The following is a 16,535-nucleotide window of genomic DNA, read 5'->3' as shown; positions in this document are numbered from 1 at the left end:
CCACATATTGCGGATTGCAAAAGGAAAAACACGTTTATGCGTACCGTACTTAACATTCTTAATTTCATTCTCGGCGGCTTTTTCACTACCCTCAGCTGGCTGTTTGCCACGCTGGTGAGCATCGTGCTGATTTTTACGCTGCCGTTGACGCGTTCCTGCTGGGAAATCACCAAACTGTCTCTGCTGCCCTTTGGCAACGAAGCGGTGCATGTCGATGTGCTGCGTCCCGACAGTAAAAGCCATGTGATGAATACCGGCGGCACCTTCCTTAACATTTTCTGGCTGATACTGTTTGGCTGGTGGTTGTGTCTGGCGCATATCTCGGCCGGTATCGTGCAGTGTCTGACCATCATCGGCATTCCTGTTGGCATCGCCAACTTCAAAATTGCCGCGATTGCGCTGTGGCCGGTTGGCCGTCGCGTGGTCTCCGTAGAAGAAGCGCAGGCCGCGCGTGAAGCCAATGCGCGTCGCCGCTACTGAGGCCGTTCAATGATTCATGACGCCTTGCCAGGCTGGCGACGTTATCTGTTCAACAGCAGCCTGCGCTATTTGCTGCGCATCTTCTTTGCTTTGACCGGATGCGCGGCGGTGCCGTGGTGGCTGCACCAAATCGAGTGGACCATTCCGCTGACGCTGGGCGTGGTCGCCGCGGCGCTGGCGGATCTCGACGATCGCTGGATTGGGCGCGTACGCAATCTGTTGATCACCCTGGTGTGTTTCTGTATTGCTTCGGTGTCGGTGGAACTGCTGTTCCCCCATCCGTGGGCGTTTGCTCTAGGTCTGGCGCTTTCCAGCTGGGGCTTTATTTTGCTCGGTGCGCTGGGACAGCGTTATGCCACCATCGCCTTTGGTGCGCTGCTGATTGCGGTTTATACCATGCTGGGCATCGGCTTGTTCCCGCAGTGGTGGATGCAGCCAGCGCTGCTGTTGATCGGTGCCCTTTGGTACAACTTGCTGACCTTTGTTGGTCATTTGATGTTTCCGGTGCGCCCGGTGCAGGAACAGCTGGCAGGCAGTTTTTCCCAGCTGGCGCGCTATCTTGAAGCCAAAGCAAACCTGTTTGATCCCGATGGCGGCGATCAGGATGACGCTACGCTGGTTGCCACGGCGATGGTCAACAGCCAGTTGGTGGCCCAGCTCAATCTCACTAAAAGCACCATTCAAAGTCGTTTGCGTGGCGACCGCGGTTCACGCAGCACGCGTCGCAGCCTGCACTACTATTTTGTCGCGCAGGATATCCATGAACGCGCCAGCTCCTCGCATCTGCAATATCATTTGCTGCGTGATAACTGGCGTTACAACGAAGTGCTGTTCCGTTTCCAGCGCCTGATGAACATGCAAGCGCGCGCGTGTCGGCAACTGGCGGAGACCATTTTGCTGCGTCAGCCGTGGCATCACGACAGCCATTTTGAACGCACCTTTGAACGGCTGGAAACCGCGCTGCAACGCCTTCAGCAGAACGAGCCGCAGGATCCACACATTCACGCACTGTTCTGGCTGCTGCGTAATCTGCGTGCCATTGATGCGCAACTGGCATCGATTGAGTCAGAGCAGATGCTGGCCGCACCGTCCCCGCAGAGCGATCACCATCTGTCACGGGAAGGGCTCAGCGGCTGGGCGGATATCCGCTTACGCCTGAGTCGCCATCTCAGCCCACAATCGGCCCTGTTCCGCCATGCAGTGCGTATGTCGCTAGTGCTGTGTGTTGGCTACGCCTTTATTCAAATCACCGGCGTCGATCGCGGTTACTGGATCTTGCTGACCAGCCTGTTCGTCTGCCAGCCCAATTACAACGCCACCCGACGACGCCTCGCCTTGCGTATTGGCGGTACCTTAGCCGGCATCGCCATCGGCCTGCCGGTCTTGTGGCTGGTGCCCTCGATTGAAGGTCAGCTGGTGCTGATCGTGCTGAGCGGCGTGCTGTTCTTCGCATTCCGCCAGGTTCAATATGCGCAAGCCACGTTGTTTATCACCTTGCTGGTTCTGCTGTGCTTCAATTTGCTCGGCGAAGGCTTTGAAGTGGCGCTACCGCGCGTGGTGGATACCTTGCTTGGCTGTGGCCTGGCATGGCTAGCCGTGGCATTTGTCTGGCCCGACTGGCGTTTTCGCAAAATCACCGCCGTTGCCGATCGAACGTTGGATGCCAACTGCCGCTATCTGGATGCGATTATGGAGCAATACCATCAAGGCAAGGACAATAGCCTGGCTTATCGCGTGGCACGTCGCGATGCGCATAACGCCGATGCTGAGCTAGCGTCAGTGGTGTCAAACATTAGTGGTGAACTTAAGCTACAACAACCGCTACGTGAGAATGCGTTTCGACTGCTGTGTCTGAACCACTCCTTCCTCAGCTATATCTCGGCGCTGGGAGCGCATCGCGAACAGCTGGCAGATAGTACCTTGCTGACCTTACTAGATGACGCGGTCTGCTTCATAGAAGATGTGCTGCAGATCGATCAGGTTACGGATGCGCAAGCCACAGAGATGCAGCAGGCGCTAATGCAGCGCATGAGCGAGATGAAAAACAGCCCGGATACACGCGCACCATTAGTGATTCAGCAATTAGGATTGTTGGTCGCGCTGCTGCCCGAAATTGCCCGTCTACGCCGCACCCTCGTCAACGATTAAGGCTGCTGATGCTCCGCCGCCGCATGCTGGCGGAGCATTTTTAGATACCAGGCGTAGAGCTCTTGCCTGATGGCGCTGGGTAACGCCGCCTCATGATGTCCTGATATTGCACCTTCCAGCGCCAACAGCGTTTTTAACCCAATGTGCTTATTGACCGCGCGTAGTTTCAGCCAGCTTTGTCGCGATCCTGTTTCACACAGTAACCGCACCGAACTGATCCCCACCTTATGCAGCATCAGCTCCAGTCGCAGGCTTAAATTCGGCAGATCTTTCAATCGCAGCGAGACAAGTCTGGTAGCCGCTTCCTCCTGTGCGGCGCGCAATGAGCTAGCCGATAACTGCAATAATTGTTCGGGGTTTTGCCATAACTGTGTATCTACTTTGAAGTAGCTTAAGGTCACCGGCACGCCACGCTTGCGGTAAATCAGCGGTTCGAGTGAACGCTGTGCGTTATAGACGTGAAGCGCCTCGCTGGCTCGGAGATAAAGCGCATCTTCATTGATATAAGCAAAAATCACCTTCTCAATAGTCAGCGCATACCCCCCAAATTGCGTACGCGATTCAATTTTACCTAATGCCGCCAACTGCGCTTTCGATTGCTCAACTACCGGGTTAAATCTCTTCATAACGCCCCCTTCAATGGATTCCATGCGCGGGAAATTTCCTATAAAAGCTCGCAGATTCATCTGGTTAGAAGATAAAAAAAACGATTTAGCTGTTCAATGAATAAAAGCAGGAGTGCGGGATCTTGTGCAGAAATTGCGAGGCGTTTTCAGAAATTGAGGTTGATCTTTATCCAGGAAGTCATTACTGTACATCCATACAGTTCATTACTGAGTGATTAAATTATGCGTACTCATTTCTCTGGCCCTGCTGATCGTTCACATCGTTTCGCTTCACCTGGCTTAGCGCAACCTTCGCTGGGTGGAATCACTGAACTGCGCTCCAGCGAACAACCTGAAATGATGCAACTTATGCTGCTTCCGGTACTAAAACAGTTGAGCGAGCAATCGCGCTGGCAGCTGTGGCTCACTCCGGCTCATAAGCTAAATCGTAGCTGGATGCAGCAGTCGGGATTGCCGTTAGAAAAGAGTATGCATATCACCGAATCTGAGCGTTTTAACACCGTTGAAAGTATGGTGAAGGCATTACGTACAGGTAACTACAGCGTCGTGCTTGCCTGGATTCCGTACGAATTGAGTGATGAAGAGCGTTTAGAATTGGAACAAGCAGCGGCGGAAGGTGAAGCACTCGGTCTGATTTTGCGTCCACAGGGACGTCAATATGCTCATTCCAGACAACCTAATGCGTCAAAAATTCCCTCAGATTTGTTTCATTAAGTAAATCCAGGAATTTTCTCAGCATTTTTTTTGCAAAAGTTGCATCTAAGCTACTGATTCTTTTCCCGCCAGCTATGACAATGGCTTAGACGCTTTTTTGTTTTCTAAGACCGAAGATTTAGCCATATGTTTTGTTAAAATGTGTGTATAAATCGCTGTTTTTTTGCTGCCCGGCGTCACATCATACTTGTAAGTTTCCAATCTCGTTGTAGACTTTAGCTCGCCAGGGTGCTCAATAACCTCCGTTTTTTCGGTAGAGTCAAAAGCGAGCGTTTAGACCCGGCGAAGGATTAACACAAAGAGCAACCTTTTTGCTCATTGCCTATTTGGATGATAACGAGGCGCAAAAATGAAAAAGACAGCTATCGCAATTGCAGTGGCACTGGCTGGCTTCGCTACCGTAGCGCAGGCCGCACCTAAAGATAACACCTGGTACACCGGTGCTAAACTGGGCTGGTCTCAGTATCACGATACTGGTTACTACGGTAACGGTTATGAGAACAACAACGGTCCAACTCATGAATCTCAGCTGGGTGCTGGTGCATTCCTGGGTTATCAGGCGAACCCGTACCTGGGCTTCGAGCTGGGCTACGACTGGTTGGGCCGTATGCCTAACAAAGGCACCGTGACCAATGGCGCATTCAAAGCACAAGGCGTTCAGCTGGCTGCTAAACTGAGCTACCCAATCACCGAAGACTTCGATGTCTACACCCGTCTGGGTGGAATGGTATGGCGTGCTGACTCTACTCAGACCAACCCAACTACTGGCCGCATCAGCGACCACGACACCGGCGTCTCTCCGCTGGCTGCTGTTGGTGTTGAATACGCACTGACCAAAAACTGGGCAACTCGCCTGGACTACCAGTGGGTTAACAACATCGGTGACGCAGGTACCGTTGGTGCACGTCCAGACAACAGCATGCTGAGCGTAGGCGTTTCTTACCGTTTCGGTCAGGATGAAGATGCAGCGCCAGTTGTAGCTCCGGCTCCAGCTCCAGCGCCAGTTGTTGAAACCAAGCGTTTCACCCTGAAGTCTGACGTTCTGTTCACCTTCAACAAATCTACTCTGAAGCCAGAAGGTCAGCAGGCTCTTGATCAGCTGTACAGCCAGCTGAGCTCAATGGATCCGAAAGACGGCTCTGTTGTAGTACTGGGCTTCACCGATCGCATCGGTTCAGAGCAGTACAACCAGAAACTGTCTGAGAAGCGCGCGCAATCTGTAGTTGATTACCTGGTATCTAAAGGTATCCCTTCTAACAAGATCTCTGCACGCGGTATGGGCGAATCCAACCCAGTTACTGGCAACACCTGTGACAGCGTGAAAGGCCGCAATGCCCTGATCGACTGCCTGGCGCCAGACCGTCGCGTTGAAATCGACGTGAAAGGTATCAAAGACGTTGTAACTCAGCCACAGGCTTAAGTTATCACGCAGTAAAAAACCCCGCTAAGGCGGGGTTTTTTTATGGCTGAATGTAATGAGAACGAAAAGGATTCTACTCTTTTTCCGAGCCACCATTTCCGAGGATCGCCTGCAGATCTTGCTTCAGCGTAGACATCTGGCTGGCGTACTTCTCTTTGCGTTCAGCATCTTCAATTAACTGAACTATGGTTTCTGACAGCGTATTACTGCGACGCTGCGCCAATCCTGCCAGACGCTGCCACACAAGATATTCCAGATCGATCGATTTCTTACGCGTGTGCTGATGCTCAGCATTAAAGTGACGTTTACGACGTGCACGTATCGTCTGCTTGAGACGATTCTCCAAATCTGGATGAATGTGCTGGGCGATCCACTCGTTAACCTCAACCGGGCTGTTTTCCATCGACAACAATGTATCGACCGCAGCTTGCGCCGCACTAAGCTCAAGATGACGGGTGATCAGTTCACCCTCCCGATGCTTTTTCACCAGGTATTTCCACTTCCATCCACTTTCAAGATTTTCGAGTTGCTGGTATTTCATCGGAATCTCATCGTGATCACGTAACAAACTAAGAATAACAGCTTTTTTCCTGGATGCAGCAAGGAAAAACATGTTGCAGCCGTCACAATCCGGGCCGGAACTCCGCCGTGATTAACCAGGTTGATTCCTGTATAATCGCGCTTTTCCTAAATCAGACTAATGCGAATATTTTGACCAGCACTCAAATTACGTGGCAAGCCCTGCAGCCGGATAGCGACCGCTACCAATCCATTTTCTCGAACGTCTCACTGGAAGATTGCGATAGTCTTGCCGCGGTTCAGCCGCGTCTGCTGAATGCGCTGGCGCATTTGCATCATCAAACCCTGGGTTTTCCGCTGCTGCTGTTACGCAGTCAGGAAAACAGCGATTACCTGGCCTGCATCGCCGATGCGGCGCAACGTTTCCAGCCGGATGAGATTTCTCTTTACGGTGGCGACTATCATGTGATGGGCGATACCGTCAGTCTTCTACCGCCAACCGATATCAATCGCCCCTTCACCAGCCAGGGCGGCGTGCATTTCGCCGACTGGATTGAAGCTGAACAGTTGTTCGGTTGCGTACGTCAATATAAAGACCGTGTGCAGCCTGAACCGGGCTTACTGCATCGCGCCAATGGCGGTACGTTGATTCTTGCGGTCAACACTTTACTGGCTCAGCCGCTGCTGTGGCTGCGTTTGCGTAAGTGTATTGAGCAAGGTCGCTTCGATTGGTATTCACAGGATGAGCGTCAACCATTGCCCGTCGCCATTCCCCCGCTACCGTTGCAACTGCGTCTGGTACTGTGTGGCGACCGTGATGCACTGGCCGCCTTCCAGGAAATGGACGTCGAAGTTCATGAGATGGCGCTGTATAGCGAATTCGAAGAGAGCTTACAAATTCTCGACGAAGATGACATGACGTCATGGTGCCAGTGGACGCTAACGCAAGCCGAACAAGCCGGATTAGCGCAGCCTGAAGCCGATTTCTGGCCATTATTGATCACCGAAGCAGCACGCATGACCGGTGATCAAGACACGTTGCCGCTTTGCCCGCGCTGGCTGCGTCGCCAGCTGCAAGAAGCGGCGCTGCATGGCGACTGCATCAATGGCGAAGCATTGAAAGAAGCGCTGGAAGCGCGCCAATGGCGTGAAGGCTTCCTCGCCGATCGCATGCGTGATGAAATCCTGCTTAATCAGATCATGATTGAAACCGAAGGCGAAGTGGTTGGGCAAATCAACGGCCTTTCGGTGGTTGAGTTCCCAGGCCATCCGCGTCCGTGGGGAGAACCTTCACGCATTACCTGTGTGGTACATCCGGGCGATGGCGAGTTCACCGATGTGGAGCGCAAAGCCGAATTAGGTGGCAACATCCATGCGAAAGGCATGATGATTATGCAAGCCTACCTGATTGCCGAGCTGGAGCTGGAGCAACAGCTGCCCTTCTCCGCTTCACTGGTGTTTGAACAATCCTATTCCGAAGTGGATGGCGACAGCGCCTCGCTGGCCGAGCTCTGTGCGTTAATCAGTGCGCTGGCTAATCAGCCGGTTAACCAGCAGATTGCGGTGACCGGCTCAGTTGATCAGTTTGGTAACGTGCAGCCCGTCGGCGGCCTGAACGAAAAAATTGAAGGCTTCTTCCAAATCTGTCATTCACGTGAATTGACCGGCAAGCAAGGTGTCATTTTCCCTGCCAGTAACGCGCGCCATCTCAGTCTGAATCAGGATGTTGTGGAAGCGGTTAAGGCCGGACAATTCCATCTTTGGGCCATTGAGAGCGTAGATGAAGCGTTGCCGCTGCTGACCGGCATTGCCTGGCAGAGTGAAAGCGGCGAATCTCTGCTTAGCACCATTCAGGAACGTATTACCCAGCTGAACCAGCAGGAAGCTCGCCTGCGTCCGTGGCCACTACGTTGGCTCAACTGGTTCAACCACAGCTGATAACATTGCTCAGCGTACAACTGTTCGCTAATATTCGGGCTTCACTAAAAGAAGGCATATTGAGAACATGGTAGATAAACGCGAATCCTATAGTAAAGAAGACCTGATTGCCTCGGGTCGCGGCGAACTGTTTGGCGAAAATGGACCGCCGCTTCCATCCAACAACATGTTGATGATGGACCGCGTGGTCAAAATGACCGAAGACGGCGGTAAATTCGATAAAGGTTTCGTCGAAGCCGAACTGGATATCCGCCCTGACCTGTGGTTCTTTGACTGCCACTTCATTGGCGATCCGGTAATGCCGGGTTGCCTCGGCCTCGATGCGATGTGGCAGCTGGTAGGTTTCTACCTCGGCTGGCTGGGCGCAGAAGGTAAAGGCCGCGCGTTGGGCGTGGGTGAAGTGAAGTTCACTGGACAAGTCCTGCCTACCGCCAAAAAAGTGACCTATAAAATTCACTTCAAACGTGTGATTAACCGTAAACTGGTGATGGGCGTGGCAGATGGCGAAGTCTTCGTTGACGGGAACCTGATTTACTCTGCGACCGATTTGAAAGTGGGTCTGTTCAAAGACACCTCAGCTTTCTAATCCTTCCAAATGAAAACCTCCGCACGCAGCGGAGGTTTCTTCCATAATGTTAGACATCCAGCAGTGCTAGGCCACCGCTGACCTGTCCTCCATGGCTTGACGCCAACCTCCCAACCAGTGAGACCGTGCATCGATCAATTGATAAGGGCATATCTCTTTCGAGCGGCCCGTAATACCGGCTTGGTAGCCTCGTGAATGTGCTCGTTCCAGGCGGTCTCTCTTCTGTCTCTTCATGCCTCGTTTCCCTCATTTCAGGTCTGGTGGAATCTGGGTGGAAAGAAAGAGTGGCGATATAATGTTCAACCACAGTAATGTTCTAACCCGATGCCGAAGAAAGGTCAATGCGCAAAATTCACGCCAATGTCATGTTTTTGACGTTAAAGTGCCATGTAGAATTGTCAGTTGATTGTCTATCTGGCTGATTAGGCAATAAAAAAAGCCCCTGATTTGACTGCGATCACACTACAGTAAATCAAGGACTTAGCATAAGCATCGAACAAATCTTAATTTAGCGAAACGACACTATTTGCGATTTGTTGTGCGGTTTGCTGCCAGCCGAGAGCCAGAGTACGTACCAGCGCATCATAGCCATCTTCGGTTTGCGGCAGCGTCAGATTAAAGCCATGTTTGATTAGGCGTCCTTGATGCTGCAGTAACCATTCGCCACTCACCACCACTTGTCCATCGTAGCGTCCCTGGAAACCGGTAACGTTTACCGACAGCGTATCGTGCGTATCGCCCAGCGGCGCACCGGCAACCAGGCGGCCAGGCAGCGCTTTACTGAGATTACTGATCAACGTTTGCTGCAACTGTTGATCGAGCGGACTGGCCCACAGGTTATTGGCTGCAATCACGTACTTCACATCGCTGGTCTGATAGACCAGGCCGTTGCCCGCCATGTAATCCGGTACCGTCACTTGCTCAACCCAAATCATCGGTTGGCCAGTGCCCGCGGCACTTTCAACGCGCGCCACATTGCTGCCCGCAGGCAGCTGATAATAGGTATTTTCAATGGTGCTGCTGCAGCCTGCCAGCAGCAACAGCGCCCCGATAATTAGCCCTTTTTTCACTGTTTCGCCCTCTTTGGCTGTGGATCCTGGCCCGGCTTGGCCTCAAACACCAGCGCGTTACTTTTGCTATTCAGCGTTTTCAGCACCGGCTGCAGTTCTCGCAGTACCTGATCAAGCCGCTGCATATCGCCCACCAGCTTGCTGTAAGCCGGTGAACCTGGCTGCAGCCCTTTCATGCTGCGGTTCAGTTCGCGCAGGGTTTGCTGCATGTCTGAAGGCAGGGTTTTCATCGCCGGATTCGCCGTGATCTGATTAAGGTTATCCAGCGTTTTCTGCAGCCGCTGCAGGGTGCGCTGGCTCTCTTTCAAGGTACCTGTGGCTTCATTCAGCACTGGATTAAGTGGCAAGCCGTTGATCTTATCCAGCGCCGCCATCAGTTTCTGCTGAATCTGCGCCAGGCCGCCGCTGACGGTTGGAATCACTTCCAGGCCAGCCACCTGATTCGGGCCTTGATACGCCGGTGCGTTATCGTAGAAATCGAGGTCGATAAAAAGCGCGCCAGACAGCAGGTTGCCGGTTTTCAGCGTCGCACGCAGACCGCGTTTTTTGCCATCCTGCAGATGCTGCTCAAGATTGAAATCTCCGCCCAGGCGATTAACAAACCGATCCGGCTCAATGCGAATCAGCACCGGCACACGATAATCCGTATTCAGCGCCTGATTCACGCCCGGAATCATATAAGGCACTTGTGACACCGTACCCAAACGAATGCCGCGGAACTCAACCGGTGCGCCAACCTGCAAGCCGCGAATTGAATCGGTGAAGAACAGCAGGAAATCGGTATGAGCACTGTAGAGCGAATCCTGGATGCTGCGCTGATCGTCGTACAGATGGTATTCCGCCTTGTTCTCCGCCGCCCGGCCCAGCTCAGCGCCGTCCGGCACATCAAAGCTGACGCCGCCGCTGAAGAGCGTAGTGAGCGATCCCATCTCTACGCGCATGCCTGATGCAGACATATCGACAGCAATACCGCTGTCTTTCCAGAAACGCACGTTGGTGGTGATCAGGCGATCGTAAGGCGCCGAGATAAACAGCTGATAAGTCATCATGCGTTTATCGGTATCAAAGTTGCTGGTTTCCACTGAACCTACGCGATAACCGCGGAACAGCACCGGATCGCCCGCATTAAGCTGACCGGCTTTTTTGCTGTCGAGTGTTATGCGAATGCCTTTGGCATCCGGCGGCGCCAGCGGCGGTGCATCCAGCAGTTGATAACGTTCCGGCTTATCGCCCTTCGCGCCCGGCTGCAGCTCGATATAGGCACCGGAAAGCAGTGTGCCCAATCCGGTAATGCCTTCGCGACCAATTTGCGGTTTCACCACCCAAAATGCGCTGTCGCCCTGTAGCAACTTTTCCATGCCCGAATTAAGACGCGCTTTAATTTCTACATGGTGCAAATCGTCGGTCAGAACCGCGCTTTCCACCACACCGACGTTGACGCTGCGGCTCTTAATGGTGGTTTTACCGGCTTCGATGCCTTCCGCATTTTCGGTAATCAGCGTCACTTCCGGGCCCTGATGGCTGAAGTGATAAAAAAGAATCCATCCGCCGATTAACAGCGTGACAATAGGTACAATCCAGACCGGCGACCAGCGTTTAATCTGGTCGACCTTAGCAGTCCCGTGATGGTTGTCCGTCAAGACGCGGCTCCTTACGTTCAGTTTCTCGTTGTCGATCCCACAGCAGGCGCGGATCAAAGGTCATTGCGGCAAACATGGTGAGGATGACCACCATGGCAAACAGCAGCGCGCCCGGCGCAGGATACACGCTCATCAGCCGACCCATCCGCACCAGCGCAGAGAGGACGGCGATTACAAACACATCAATCATTGACCAACGGCCAACGAATTCAACCACCTCATAAACCACGTGCATCTTTTCATCATCGCGCCCACCGCGTCCGCTGCCGTGCCAGCACAGCCAGGCAATCGCCAGCATTTTCAGCGAAGGCACCATGATACTGGCGATGAAGATCACCAGCGCCACCGGCCACGAACCGTCGCTCCATAGCAAAATTACCCCGGCCATAATGTTCGAAGGATATTGCGAACCGAGCGTTTCGGTCACCATGATCGGCATGATATTCGAGGGAATGTAGAGCATCACCGAGGTGATCAGCAGCGCCAGCGTCCATTGCAGACTGTGCTTGCGGCGCGCATGCGCCTTCACACCACAACGCGGGCACGCCAGTTGGTCAGCGGGCAGAATCGCGGTACAACACGGACAGCTACGCAAACCTTGCTTCAGGCCGCTAACACCGGCCAGCGGCGTTTTCGGCAGCGGCGGTAACGGATTGATGCGGTGCCACACCCAACGGCGATCAACACATTGAAAAGCGCGCAATTGCAACACGCAGAACAGACACCACGGCCAAAAACTGCTGCCGAGGCCAATCTCACCATACGCCATCAGCTTAACGAAACTGACCAGCACGCCGGCCATAAAAATTTCCGCCATGCCCCAGCTACGCAGCTGAAACAGCACGCGCGCCAACCCAAGCCGCAGGTTGTGCGGCATGCGGACGTTATTGACCAGCAGAATAATGGTGATCATGCAGAAGGCAGGAATGCCCTGCACAAACAGCAGAAACAGCGTTGCCAGGCTGCGGTAATCTTCGCGATCCATCACCTGGGGGATTTCGAGCAGCGATATCTGGCTGCTCAATCCCGCGACGTGCATATTGATGAAAGGAAACAGATTGGCCAGCACCAGCATGAACAGGGCCGAAAAGGCGTAGCCGGTCGGACGTCGACGCGGCTCCTGCCAGTTGGCTTGCAGCGTGGTGTGACAACGCGGGCAACGCGCACGGCTGCCAACCGGTACAGCGGGCAGCTTTACTGTTAAATCACACTGTGGACAAAGACTCCACTGATGCGCTTGATCCGCTGCACACATGCTGACTCCTTCCGATTACGCGCCGTTTTTCAGTGCTTCCAGCTCTTCCCAGCGTTCGAACGCCACTTCCAGCTCCTGCTCGGTTTGCGCTAACGCATCCAGAACCGGCTGGGTTTTATCGTGTGGCTGGCTGAAGAAATCTGGATGACTCATTTTAGCCTGCAACTCACCGATGCGGGTTTCCAGCTGCTCGAGTTTTTGTGGCAGCTGTTCCAGCTCACGTGCCAGGTTATAGCTTAGCTTGTTGGCCGGACGTTTGGCGGCGTCGCTTTTCTCAGCGGTTTTCACCGGTGTAGCCGGTTTAGCCTGCGAGGCTTTGCCCTGCTTATAGGCTGCGCGCTGCTGCTGAGCATCGTGATAGCCACCGACAAAGGTGCCGATTTCGCCGTTGCCTTCAAAGATCCAGCACTCGGTCACGGTGTTGTCGACGAATTGACGGTCGTGGCTCACCAGCATCACGGTGCCCTGATAACCATCCACCAGCTCTTCCAGCAATTCCAGCGTTTCGACGTCAAGGTCGTTGGTCGGTTCATCAAGAATCAGCAGGTTGCTTGGCTTGAGGAACAGACGCGCCAGCAGCAGGCGGTTACGCTCACCGCCGGACAAGGCGCGCACCGGCGTCATGGCGCGTTTCGGATGGAACAGGAAGTCCTGCAGGTAACCGAGCACGTGGCGCGGTTTGCCGTTAACCATCACTTCCTGTTTACCTTCAGCGAGGTTATCCATTACGGTACGATCCGGATCCAGCTCAGCGCGGTGCTGATCGAAGTAAGCGATTTCCAGCTTGGTACCGCAATGCACGCGGCCGCTGTCGGCTTTCAGCTGATCCAGCATCAAACGCAGCAAGGTGGTTTTACCGCAACCGTTCGGGCCAATCAGGGCGATTTTGTCGCCACGCTGCACCTGAGTAGAGAAGTCTTTCACCAGGGTTTTGCCACCCACGCTGTAATTGACATCTTCCATCTCAAACACGATTTTACCTGAACGTGCCGCTTCGCCGACTTGCATATTGGCTTTGCCCATCACTTCACGACGTGCAGAGCGCTCGTTACGCAGCGCTTTCAAGGCACGTACACGGCCTTCGTTACGCGTGCGGCGCGCTTTGATGCCCTGACGGATCCACACTTCTTCCTGCGCCAGCTTGCGGTCAAACTCGGCGTTCTGCATCTCTTCGACACGCAGCGCTTCTTCTTTGCCGGTCAGGAACAGATCGTAGTTGCCCGGCCAGGAAACCAGCTTGCCGCGATCAAGATCGACAATGCGCGTCGCCATGTTGCGAATAAACGAACGGTCATGCGAAATGAAGATGATGCTGCCAGTGAATGTCTTGAGGAACGTTTCCAGCCAATCAATGGTTTCGATATCAAGGTGGTTGGTCGGTTCGTCGAGCATCAATACGCGCGGGTTGCTCACCAGCGCGCGGCCCAACGCCGCTTTACGCAGCCAGCCGCCAGACAGCGAAGACAACTCGGTATCCGCATCCAGACCAATCTGCTGCAGCACGTCGTTGATGCGGCTATCCAGCTGCCACAGATTCTGATGGTCAAGGATGGTTTGCAAACGACCCATCTCGTTCAGGTTCTTCTCGCTCGGATCTTCCATCACCAGATGGGAAATCGCGTGATAAGCCTTGAGATGCTCCGCCTGCTCGGCCACGCCTTCGGCAACGAAGTCATAAACAGAACCGGTAATGTTGCGTGGCGGATCCTGTTGCAGACGCGCCACCACCAAATCCTGCTCATAAATGATGCGGCCGTCATCCAGCGGCTGTTCGCCGTTGATGATTTTCATCAGCGTCGATTTACCGGCGCCGTTACGGCCAACCAGACAGACGCGTTCGCCCTCTTCGATATGCAGTTCGGTGTTATCCAACAGCGGCGCATCGCTGAACGAGAGGTAAGCGCCATGGATACTGATCAGTGACATAAAACTTATTCCTTACCGGCGTGGCTAACCAGCCAGCAGTTGTGAATTTGACGGTTGCGCGCGAAATCCTGCGACAGCGTTTTTTGGGTAATTTCCTGCGCCTGCAGACCCAGACGTTCTAGGCCGTCGAGATCCATTTTGAAGCCGCGCTTGTTGTTGGAGAACATAATGGTGCCACCGCGACGCAGCAAACGTTTCAGGTTCTGCATCAGCATCATGTGATCGCGCTGCACGTCGAAATCGTCTTCCATGCGCTTAGAGTTAGAGAACGTCGGCGGATCGATAAAGATCAAATCAAACTGTTCGTCACTCTCACGCAACCAGCTCAGGCAATCGGCGTGCATCAGGCGATGATTACGGCCGGTTAAACCGTTAAGGCGCAGGTTGCGCTCGGCCCACTCCAGATAAGTACGCGACATATCCACGGTGGTGGTGGTTTTCGCGCCACCTAAACCGGCGTGTACGCTGGCGGTACCGGTATACGCAAACAGATTGAGGAAATCTTTGCCTGCGCTCATTTTGCCCAGCATCTGGCGCGCGATACGGTGATCGAGGAACAAACCAGTATCCAGATAATCGGTGAGATTCACCAGCAGACGCGCATCAAATTCCTGCACTTCGAAGAAATCGCCCTTCTCGCCCAGCTTTTGATACTGGCTTTTGCCTTTTTGGCGCTCGCGGGTCTTCATTACCAGACGATTGGCCGGGATCTCCAGCACGCTCAGCGTAGCGCTGATCACATCGAACAGACGCTGACGCGCTTTGTTGGCGTCCACGGTTTTCGGCGGCGCATACTCCTGAATCACCACCCAATCAGCGTAACGATCAACCGCTACGTTGTATTCAGGCAGATCGGCGTCATACAGACGATAGCAATCGATATTCGACTGACGCGCCCATTTCTCCAGCTTCTTCAGGTTCTTGCGCAGGCGGTTAGCAAAATCTTCGGCGATCTGCGCGCCGCCTTCTGCGCTGGTCGCAGCCAGCTGATAGTTTTTCTGCACGCACTCCAGCGGGCCATTTTTGGCTTTGAACTGGCGATCGGCACGCAGTTGCAAGCAGCTCAGCAGCTCTGGCGAAGCGCTGAACAGCGACAGATTCCAGCCGCCGAAGTGCTGCTTCATGATGCGGCCCAGCTGGCTGTGCAGCGCAATCAGCGCCGGTTCGCTTTCCAGACGCTCGCCGTACGGCGGATTGCTCAATACCGTGCCGGTAATCTCTTTGCCCGCCAGCGGATTTTTCAGCTTAATCACATCCTGCTGCGCAAAGGTGAACAGCTCGAACACGCCTGCACGACGGGCGTTGGCGCGCGCTGATTCCAGCACGCGGCTGTCATTATCGTAGCCAAAGAAACGGGCGGTCGCAGCGGCGGTGCCCACGCGCGCGCGCTCTTTCGCGGCAGCATGAACTTCCTGCCACGCAGCCTGATTGTGTTTCTTCCAGCGATTGAAGCCCCAATGGGTACGCAGCAGGCCAGGCGCGCGATCGCAGGCGATCAACGCCGCTTCCAGCAGCAGCGTACCGGAACCACACATCGGATCGACCAGCGGCGTGCTGCTCTGCCAGCCGGAACGCATCACGATGGCTGCCGCTAAGGTTTCTTTTAGCGGCGCTGCGCCGGTTTGCTGGCGATAGCCACGCTGATGCAGTGAATCACCGCTTAGATCCAGCGCGATGCTGACGCGATCTTTGTTGAGCCACGCATTGATGCGGATGCCCGGTTGTTCACGATCAACGTTCGGGCGCTCCAGATTCTGGCGGGTAAAACTATCGACGATGGCATCTTTAATGCGCAGCGCACCGAACTGGCTGTTGCGGATCACCTCGTTGGTGCCGCTAAAATGGATGGCAAAACTGGTGTTGCTGTCGAACATCTCGGTCCACGGGATACTTTGCGCACCCACGTAAAGATCGAGATCGCTCCAGACGCCAAATTCTCCCAGCGGCAGCAAAATGCGCGAAGCCAGACGGCTCCACAGCAGGCTTTGGTACATTACATGGTCGTCGGCCTGGAAGTGGACGCCGCCCTGCACCACCTGCAAATCCTGCGCACCCAGCGCGTCTAGCTCACTTTTCAACAGCTCTTCGAGCCCACGCGCCGTACTGGCAAACAGAGAATTCATATCGTCACTTTTTACTCTTGCTTAAATTGCTGCGCATTATAGCGAATCAGCGTGCTATGTCATAAAGTTAGCTTCTTTAAAACTTATGAC

General features: G+C 54.0%; 14 protein-coding genes. 6 read left to right on the top strand and 8 right to left on the bottom strand.

What is annotated here, in order from left to right; all coding sequences use genetic code 11:
• Nucleotides 1-36: 36 nt before the first annotated feature.
• The gene (locus P6287_RS07065; protein WP_008101434.1) at nt 37-480 is read left to right on the top strand and encodes a YccF domain-containing protein; all 444 of its coding nucleotides are present in this window, start codon (nt 37-39) and stop codon (nt 478-480) included.
• A gap of 9 nt (nt 481-489) precedes the next feature.
• Nucleotides 490-2,628 carry a YccS family putative transporter gene (gene yccS, locus P6287_RS07060; RefSeq protein WP_277974714.1) on the top strand — a complete coding sequence of 713 codons (2,139 nt, stop codon included), beginning with the start codon at nt 490-492 and terminating at the stop codon, nt 2,626-2,628.
• Here yccS and P6287_RS07055 read toward each other — a convergent pair.
• Nucleotides 2,625-3,254 (bottom strand): TfoX/Sxy family DNA transformation protein, encoded by a 630-nt coding sequence (locus P6287_RS07055; protein ID WP_277974914.1) that lies wholly within the window; start codon nt 3,252-3,254, stop codon nt 2,625-2,627. The two genes, yccS and P6287_RS07055, sit on opposite strands and share 4 nt — an antisense overlap.
• 222 nt (nt 3,255-3,476) lie before the next feature.
• Between P6287_RS07055 and sulA the strand changes: the two genes are divergently transcribed.
• Together sulA and ompA are read left to right on the top strand one after the other, a co-directional pair.
• Nucleotides 3,477-3,968 carry an SOS-induced cell division inhibitor SulA gene (sulA, locus tag P6287_RS07050; protein WP_101760921.1) on the top strand — a complete coding sequence of 164 codons (492 nt, stop codon included), beginning with the start codon at nt 3,477-3,479 and terminating at the stop codon, nt 3,966-3,968.
• A 349-nt stretch (nt 3,969-4,317) separates the two neighbouring features.
• Entirely contained in the window at nt 4,318-5,388 is a 1,071-nt protein-coding gene (ompA, locus tag P6287_RS07045) for a porin OmpA (protein ID WP_101760922.1), read from the top strand.
• A gap of 73 nt (nt 5,389-5,461) precedes the next feature.
• Here ompA and matP read toward each other — a convergent pair whose 3' ends face one another.
• The gene (gene matP, locus P6287_RS07040) at nt 5,462-5,929 is read right to left on the bottom strand and encodes a macrodomain Ter protein MatP (RefSeq protein WP_008101445.1); all 468 of its coding nucleotides are present in this window, start codon (nt 5,927-5,929) and stop codon (nt 5,462-5,464) included.
• A gap of 53 nt (nt 5,930-5,982) precedes the next feature.
• On the opposite strand from matP, the gene P6287_RS07035 reads away from it, so the two are divergent.
• Both P6287_RS07035 and fabA read left to right on the top strand, forming a co-directional pair.
• Nucleotides 5,983-7,845, top strand: a complete 1,863-nt coding sequence (locus tag P6287_RS07035; protein ID WP_277974713.1) for a Lon protease family protein — start codon at nt 5,983-5,985, stop codon at nt 7,843-7,845.
• 67 nt (nt 7,846-7,912) lie between these two features.
• Nucleotides 7,913-8,431, top strand: coding sequence for a bifunctional 3-hydroxydecanoyl-ACP dehydratase/trans-2-decenoyl-ACP isomerase (fabA, locus tag P6287_RS07030; protein ID WP_101760924.1), 519 nt, complete (start codon nt 7,913-7,915; stop codon nt 8,429-8,431).
• 66 nt (nt 8,432-8,497) lie between these two features.
• Here fabA and rmf read toward each other — a convergent pair whose 3' ends face one another.
• The 6 genes from rmf to rlmKL form a co-directional block, all read right to left on the bottom strand.
• Nucleotides 8,498-8,665: a ribosome modulation factor gene (rmf, locus tag P6287_RS07025; protein WP_071531634.1), complete on the bottom strand. Its 168-nt coding sequence runs from the start codon at nt 8,663-8,665 to the stop codon at nt 8,498-8,500.
• Nucleotides 8,666-8,934: 269 nt separating this feature from the next.
• Nucleotides 8,935-9,501 carry a membrane integrity-associated transporter subunit PqiC gene (pqiC, locus tag P6287_RS07020; RefSeq protein WP_101760925.1) on the bottom strand — a complete coding sequence of 189 codons (567 nt, stop codon included), beginning with the start codon at nt 9,499-9,501 and terminating at the stop codon, nt 8,935-8,937.
• On the bottom strand, nt 9,498-11,141 hold the full coding sequence (gene pqiB / locus P6287_RS07015; protein ID WP_192413831.1) for an intermembrane transport protein PqiB: 1,644 nt from the start codon (nt 11,139-11,141) through the stop codon (nt 9,498-9,500). Before pqiB ends, pqiC begins: the two co-directional genes overlap by 4 nt.
• Entirely contained in the window at nt 11,113-12,396 is a 1,284-nt protein-coding gene (pqiA, locus tag P6287_RS07010) for a membrane integrity-associated transporter subunit PqiA (protein WP_110865866.1), read from the bottom strand. Before pqiA ends, pqiB begins: the two co-directional genes overlap by 29 nt.
• A 15-nt stretch (nt 12,397-12,411) precedes the next feature.
• A complete protein-coding gene (locus P6287_RS07005; protein WP_137385513.1) occupies nt 12,412-14,322 on the bottom strand; it encodes an ABC transporter ATP-binding protein in 1,911 nt (636 codons plus the stop codon).
• A gap of 5 nt (nt 14,323-14,327) precedes the next feature.
• The gene (gene rlmKL / locus P6287_RS07000; protein ID WP_210080563.1) at nt 14,328-16,445 is read right to left on the bottom strand and encodes a bifunctional 23S rRNA (guanine(2069)-N(7))-methyltransferase RlmK/23S rRNA (guanine(2445)-N(2))-methyltransferase RlmL; all 2,118 of its coding nucleotides are present in this window, start codon (nt 16,443-16,445) and stop codon (nt 14,328-14,330) included.
• Nucleotides 16,446-16,535 lie beyond the last annotated feature (90 nt).

The organism is Pantoea sp. X85 (genome assembly GCF_029623675.1).
GTDB lineage: Bacteria > Pseudomonadota > Gammaproteobacteria > Enterobacterales > Enterobacteriaceae > Pantoea > Pantoea leporis.
Note: the sequence above shows the minus strand (reverse complement) of the source record. Positions and strands in the feature narration are given on the sequence as shown.

What these genes read in the sequence shown, in the direction of transcription:
- rlmKL (WP_210080563.1), bottom strand. Translation starts at nt 16,445, where the DNA reads ATGAATTCTCTGTTTGCCAGTACGGCGCGTGGGCTCGAAGAGCTGTTG.
- ompA (WP_101760922.1), top strand. Translation starts at nt 4,318, where the DNA reads ATGAAAAAGACAGCTATCGCAATTGCAGTGGCACTGGCTGGCTTCGCT.
- P6287_RS07065 (WP_008101434.1), top strand. Translation starts at nt 37, where the DNA reads ATGCGTACCGTACTTAACATTCTTAATTTCATTCTCGGCGGCTTTTTC.
- P6287_RS07005 (WP_137385513.1), bottom strand. Translation starts at nt 14,322, where the DNA reads ATGTCACTGATCAGTATCCATGGCGCTTACCTCTCGTTCAGCGATGCG.
- pqiA (WP_110865866.1), bottom strand. Translation starts at nt 12,396, where the DNA reads ATGTGTGCAGCGGATCAAGCGCATCAGTGGAGTCTTTGTCCACAGTGT.
- yccS (WP_277974714.1), top strand. Translation starts at nt 490, where the DNA reads ATGATTCATGACGCCTTGCCAGGCTGGCGACGTTATCTGTTCAACAGC.
- rmf (WP_071531634.1), bottom strand. Translation starts at nt 8,665, where the DNA reads ATGAAGAGACAGAAGAGAGACCGCCTGGAACGAGCACATTCACGAGGC.
- sulA (WP_101760921.1), top strand. Translation starts at nt 3,477, where the DNA reads ATGCGTACTCATTTCTCTGGCCCTGCTGATCGTTCACATCGTTTCGCT.
- P6287_RS07035 (WP_277974713.1), top strand. Translation starts at nt 5,983, where the DNA reads ATGCAGCAAGGAAAAACATGTTGCAGCCGTCACAATCCGGGCCGGAAC.
- matP (WP_008101445.1), bottom strand. Translation starts at nt 5,929, where the DNA reads ATGAAATACCAGCAACTCGAAAATCTTGAAAGTGGATGGAAGTGGAAA.
- fabA (WP_101760924.1), top strand. Translation starts at nt 7,913, where the DNA reads ATGGTAGATAAACGCGAATCCTATAGTAAAGAAGACCTGATTGCCTCG.
- P6287_RS07055 (WP_277974914.1), bottom strand. Translation starts at nt 3,254, where the DNA reads ATGAAGAGATTTAACCCGGTAGTTGAGCAATCGAAAGCGCAGTTGGCG.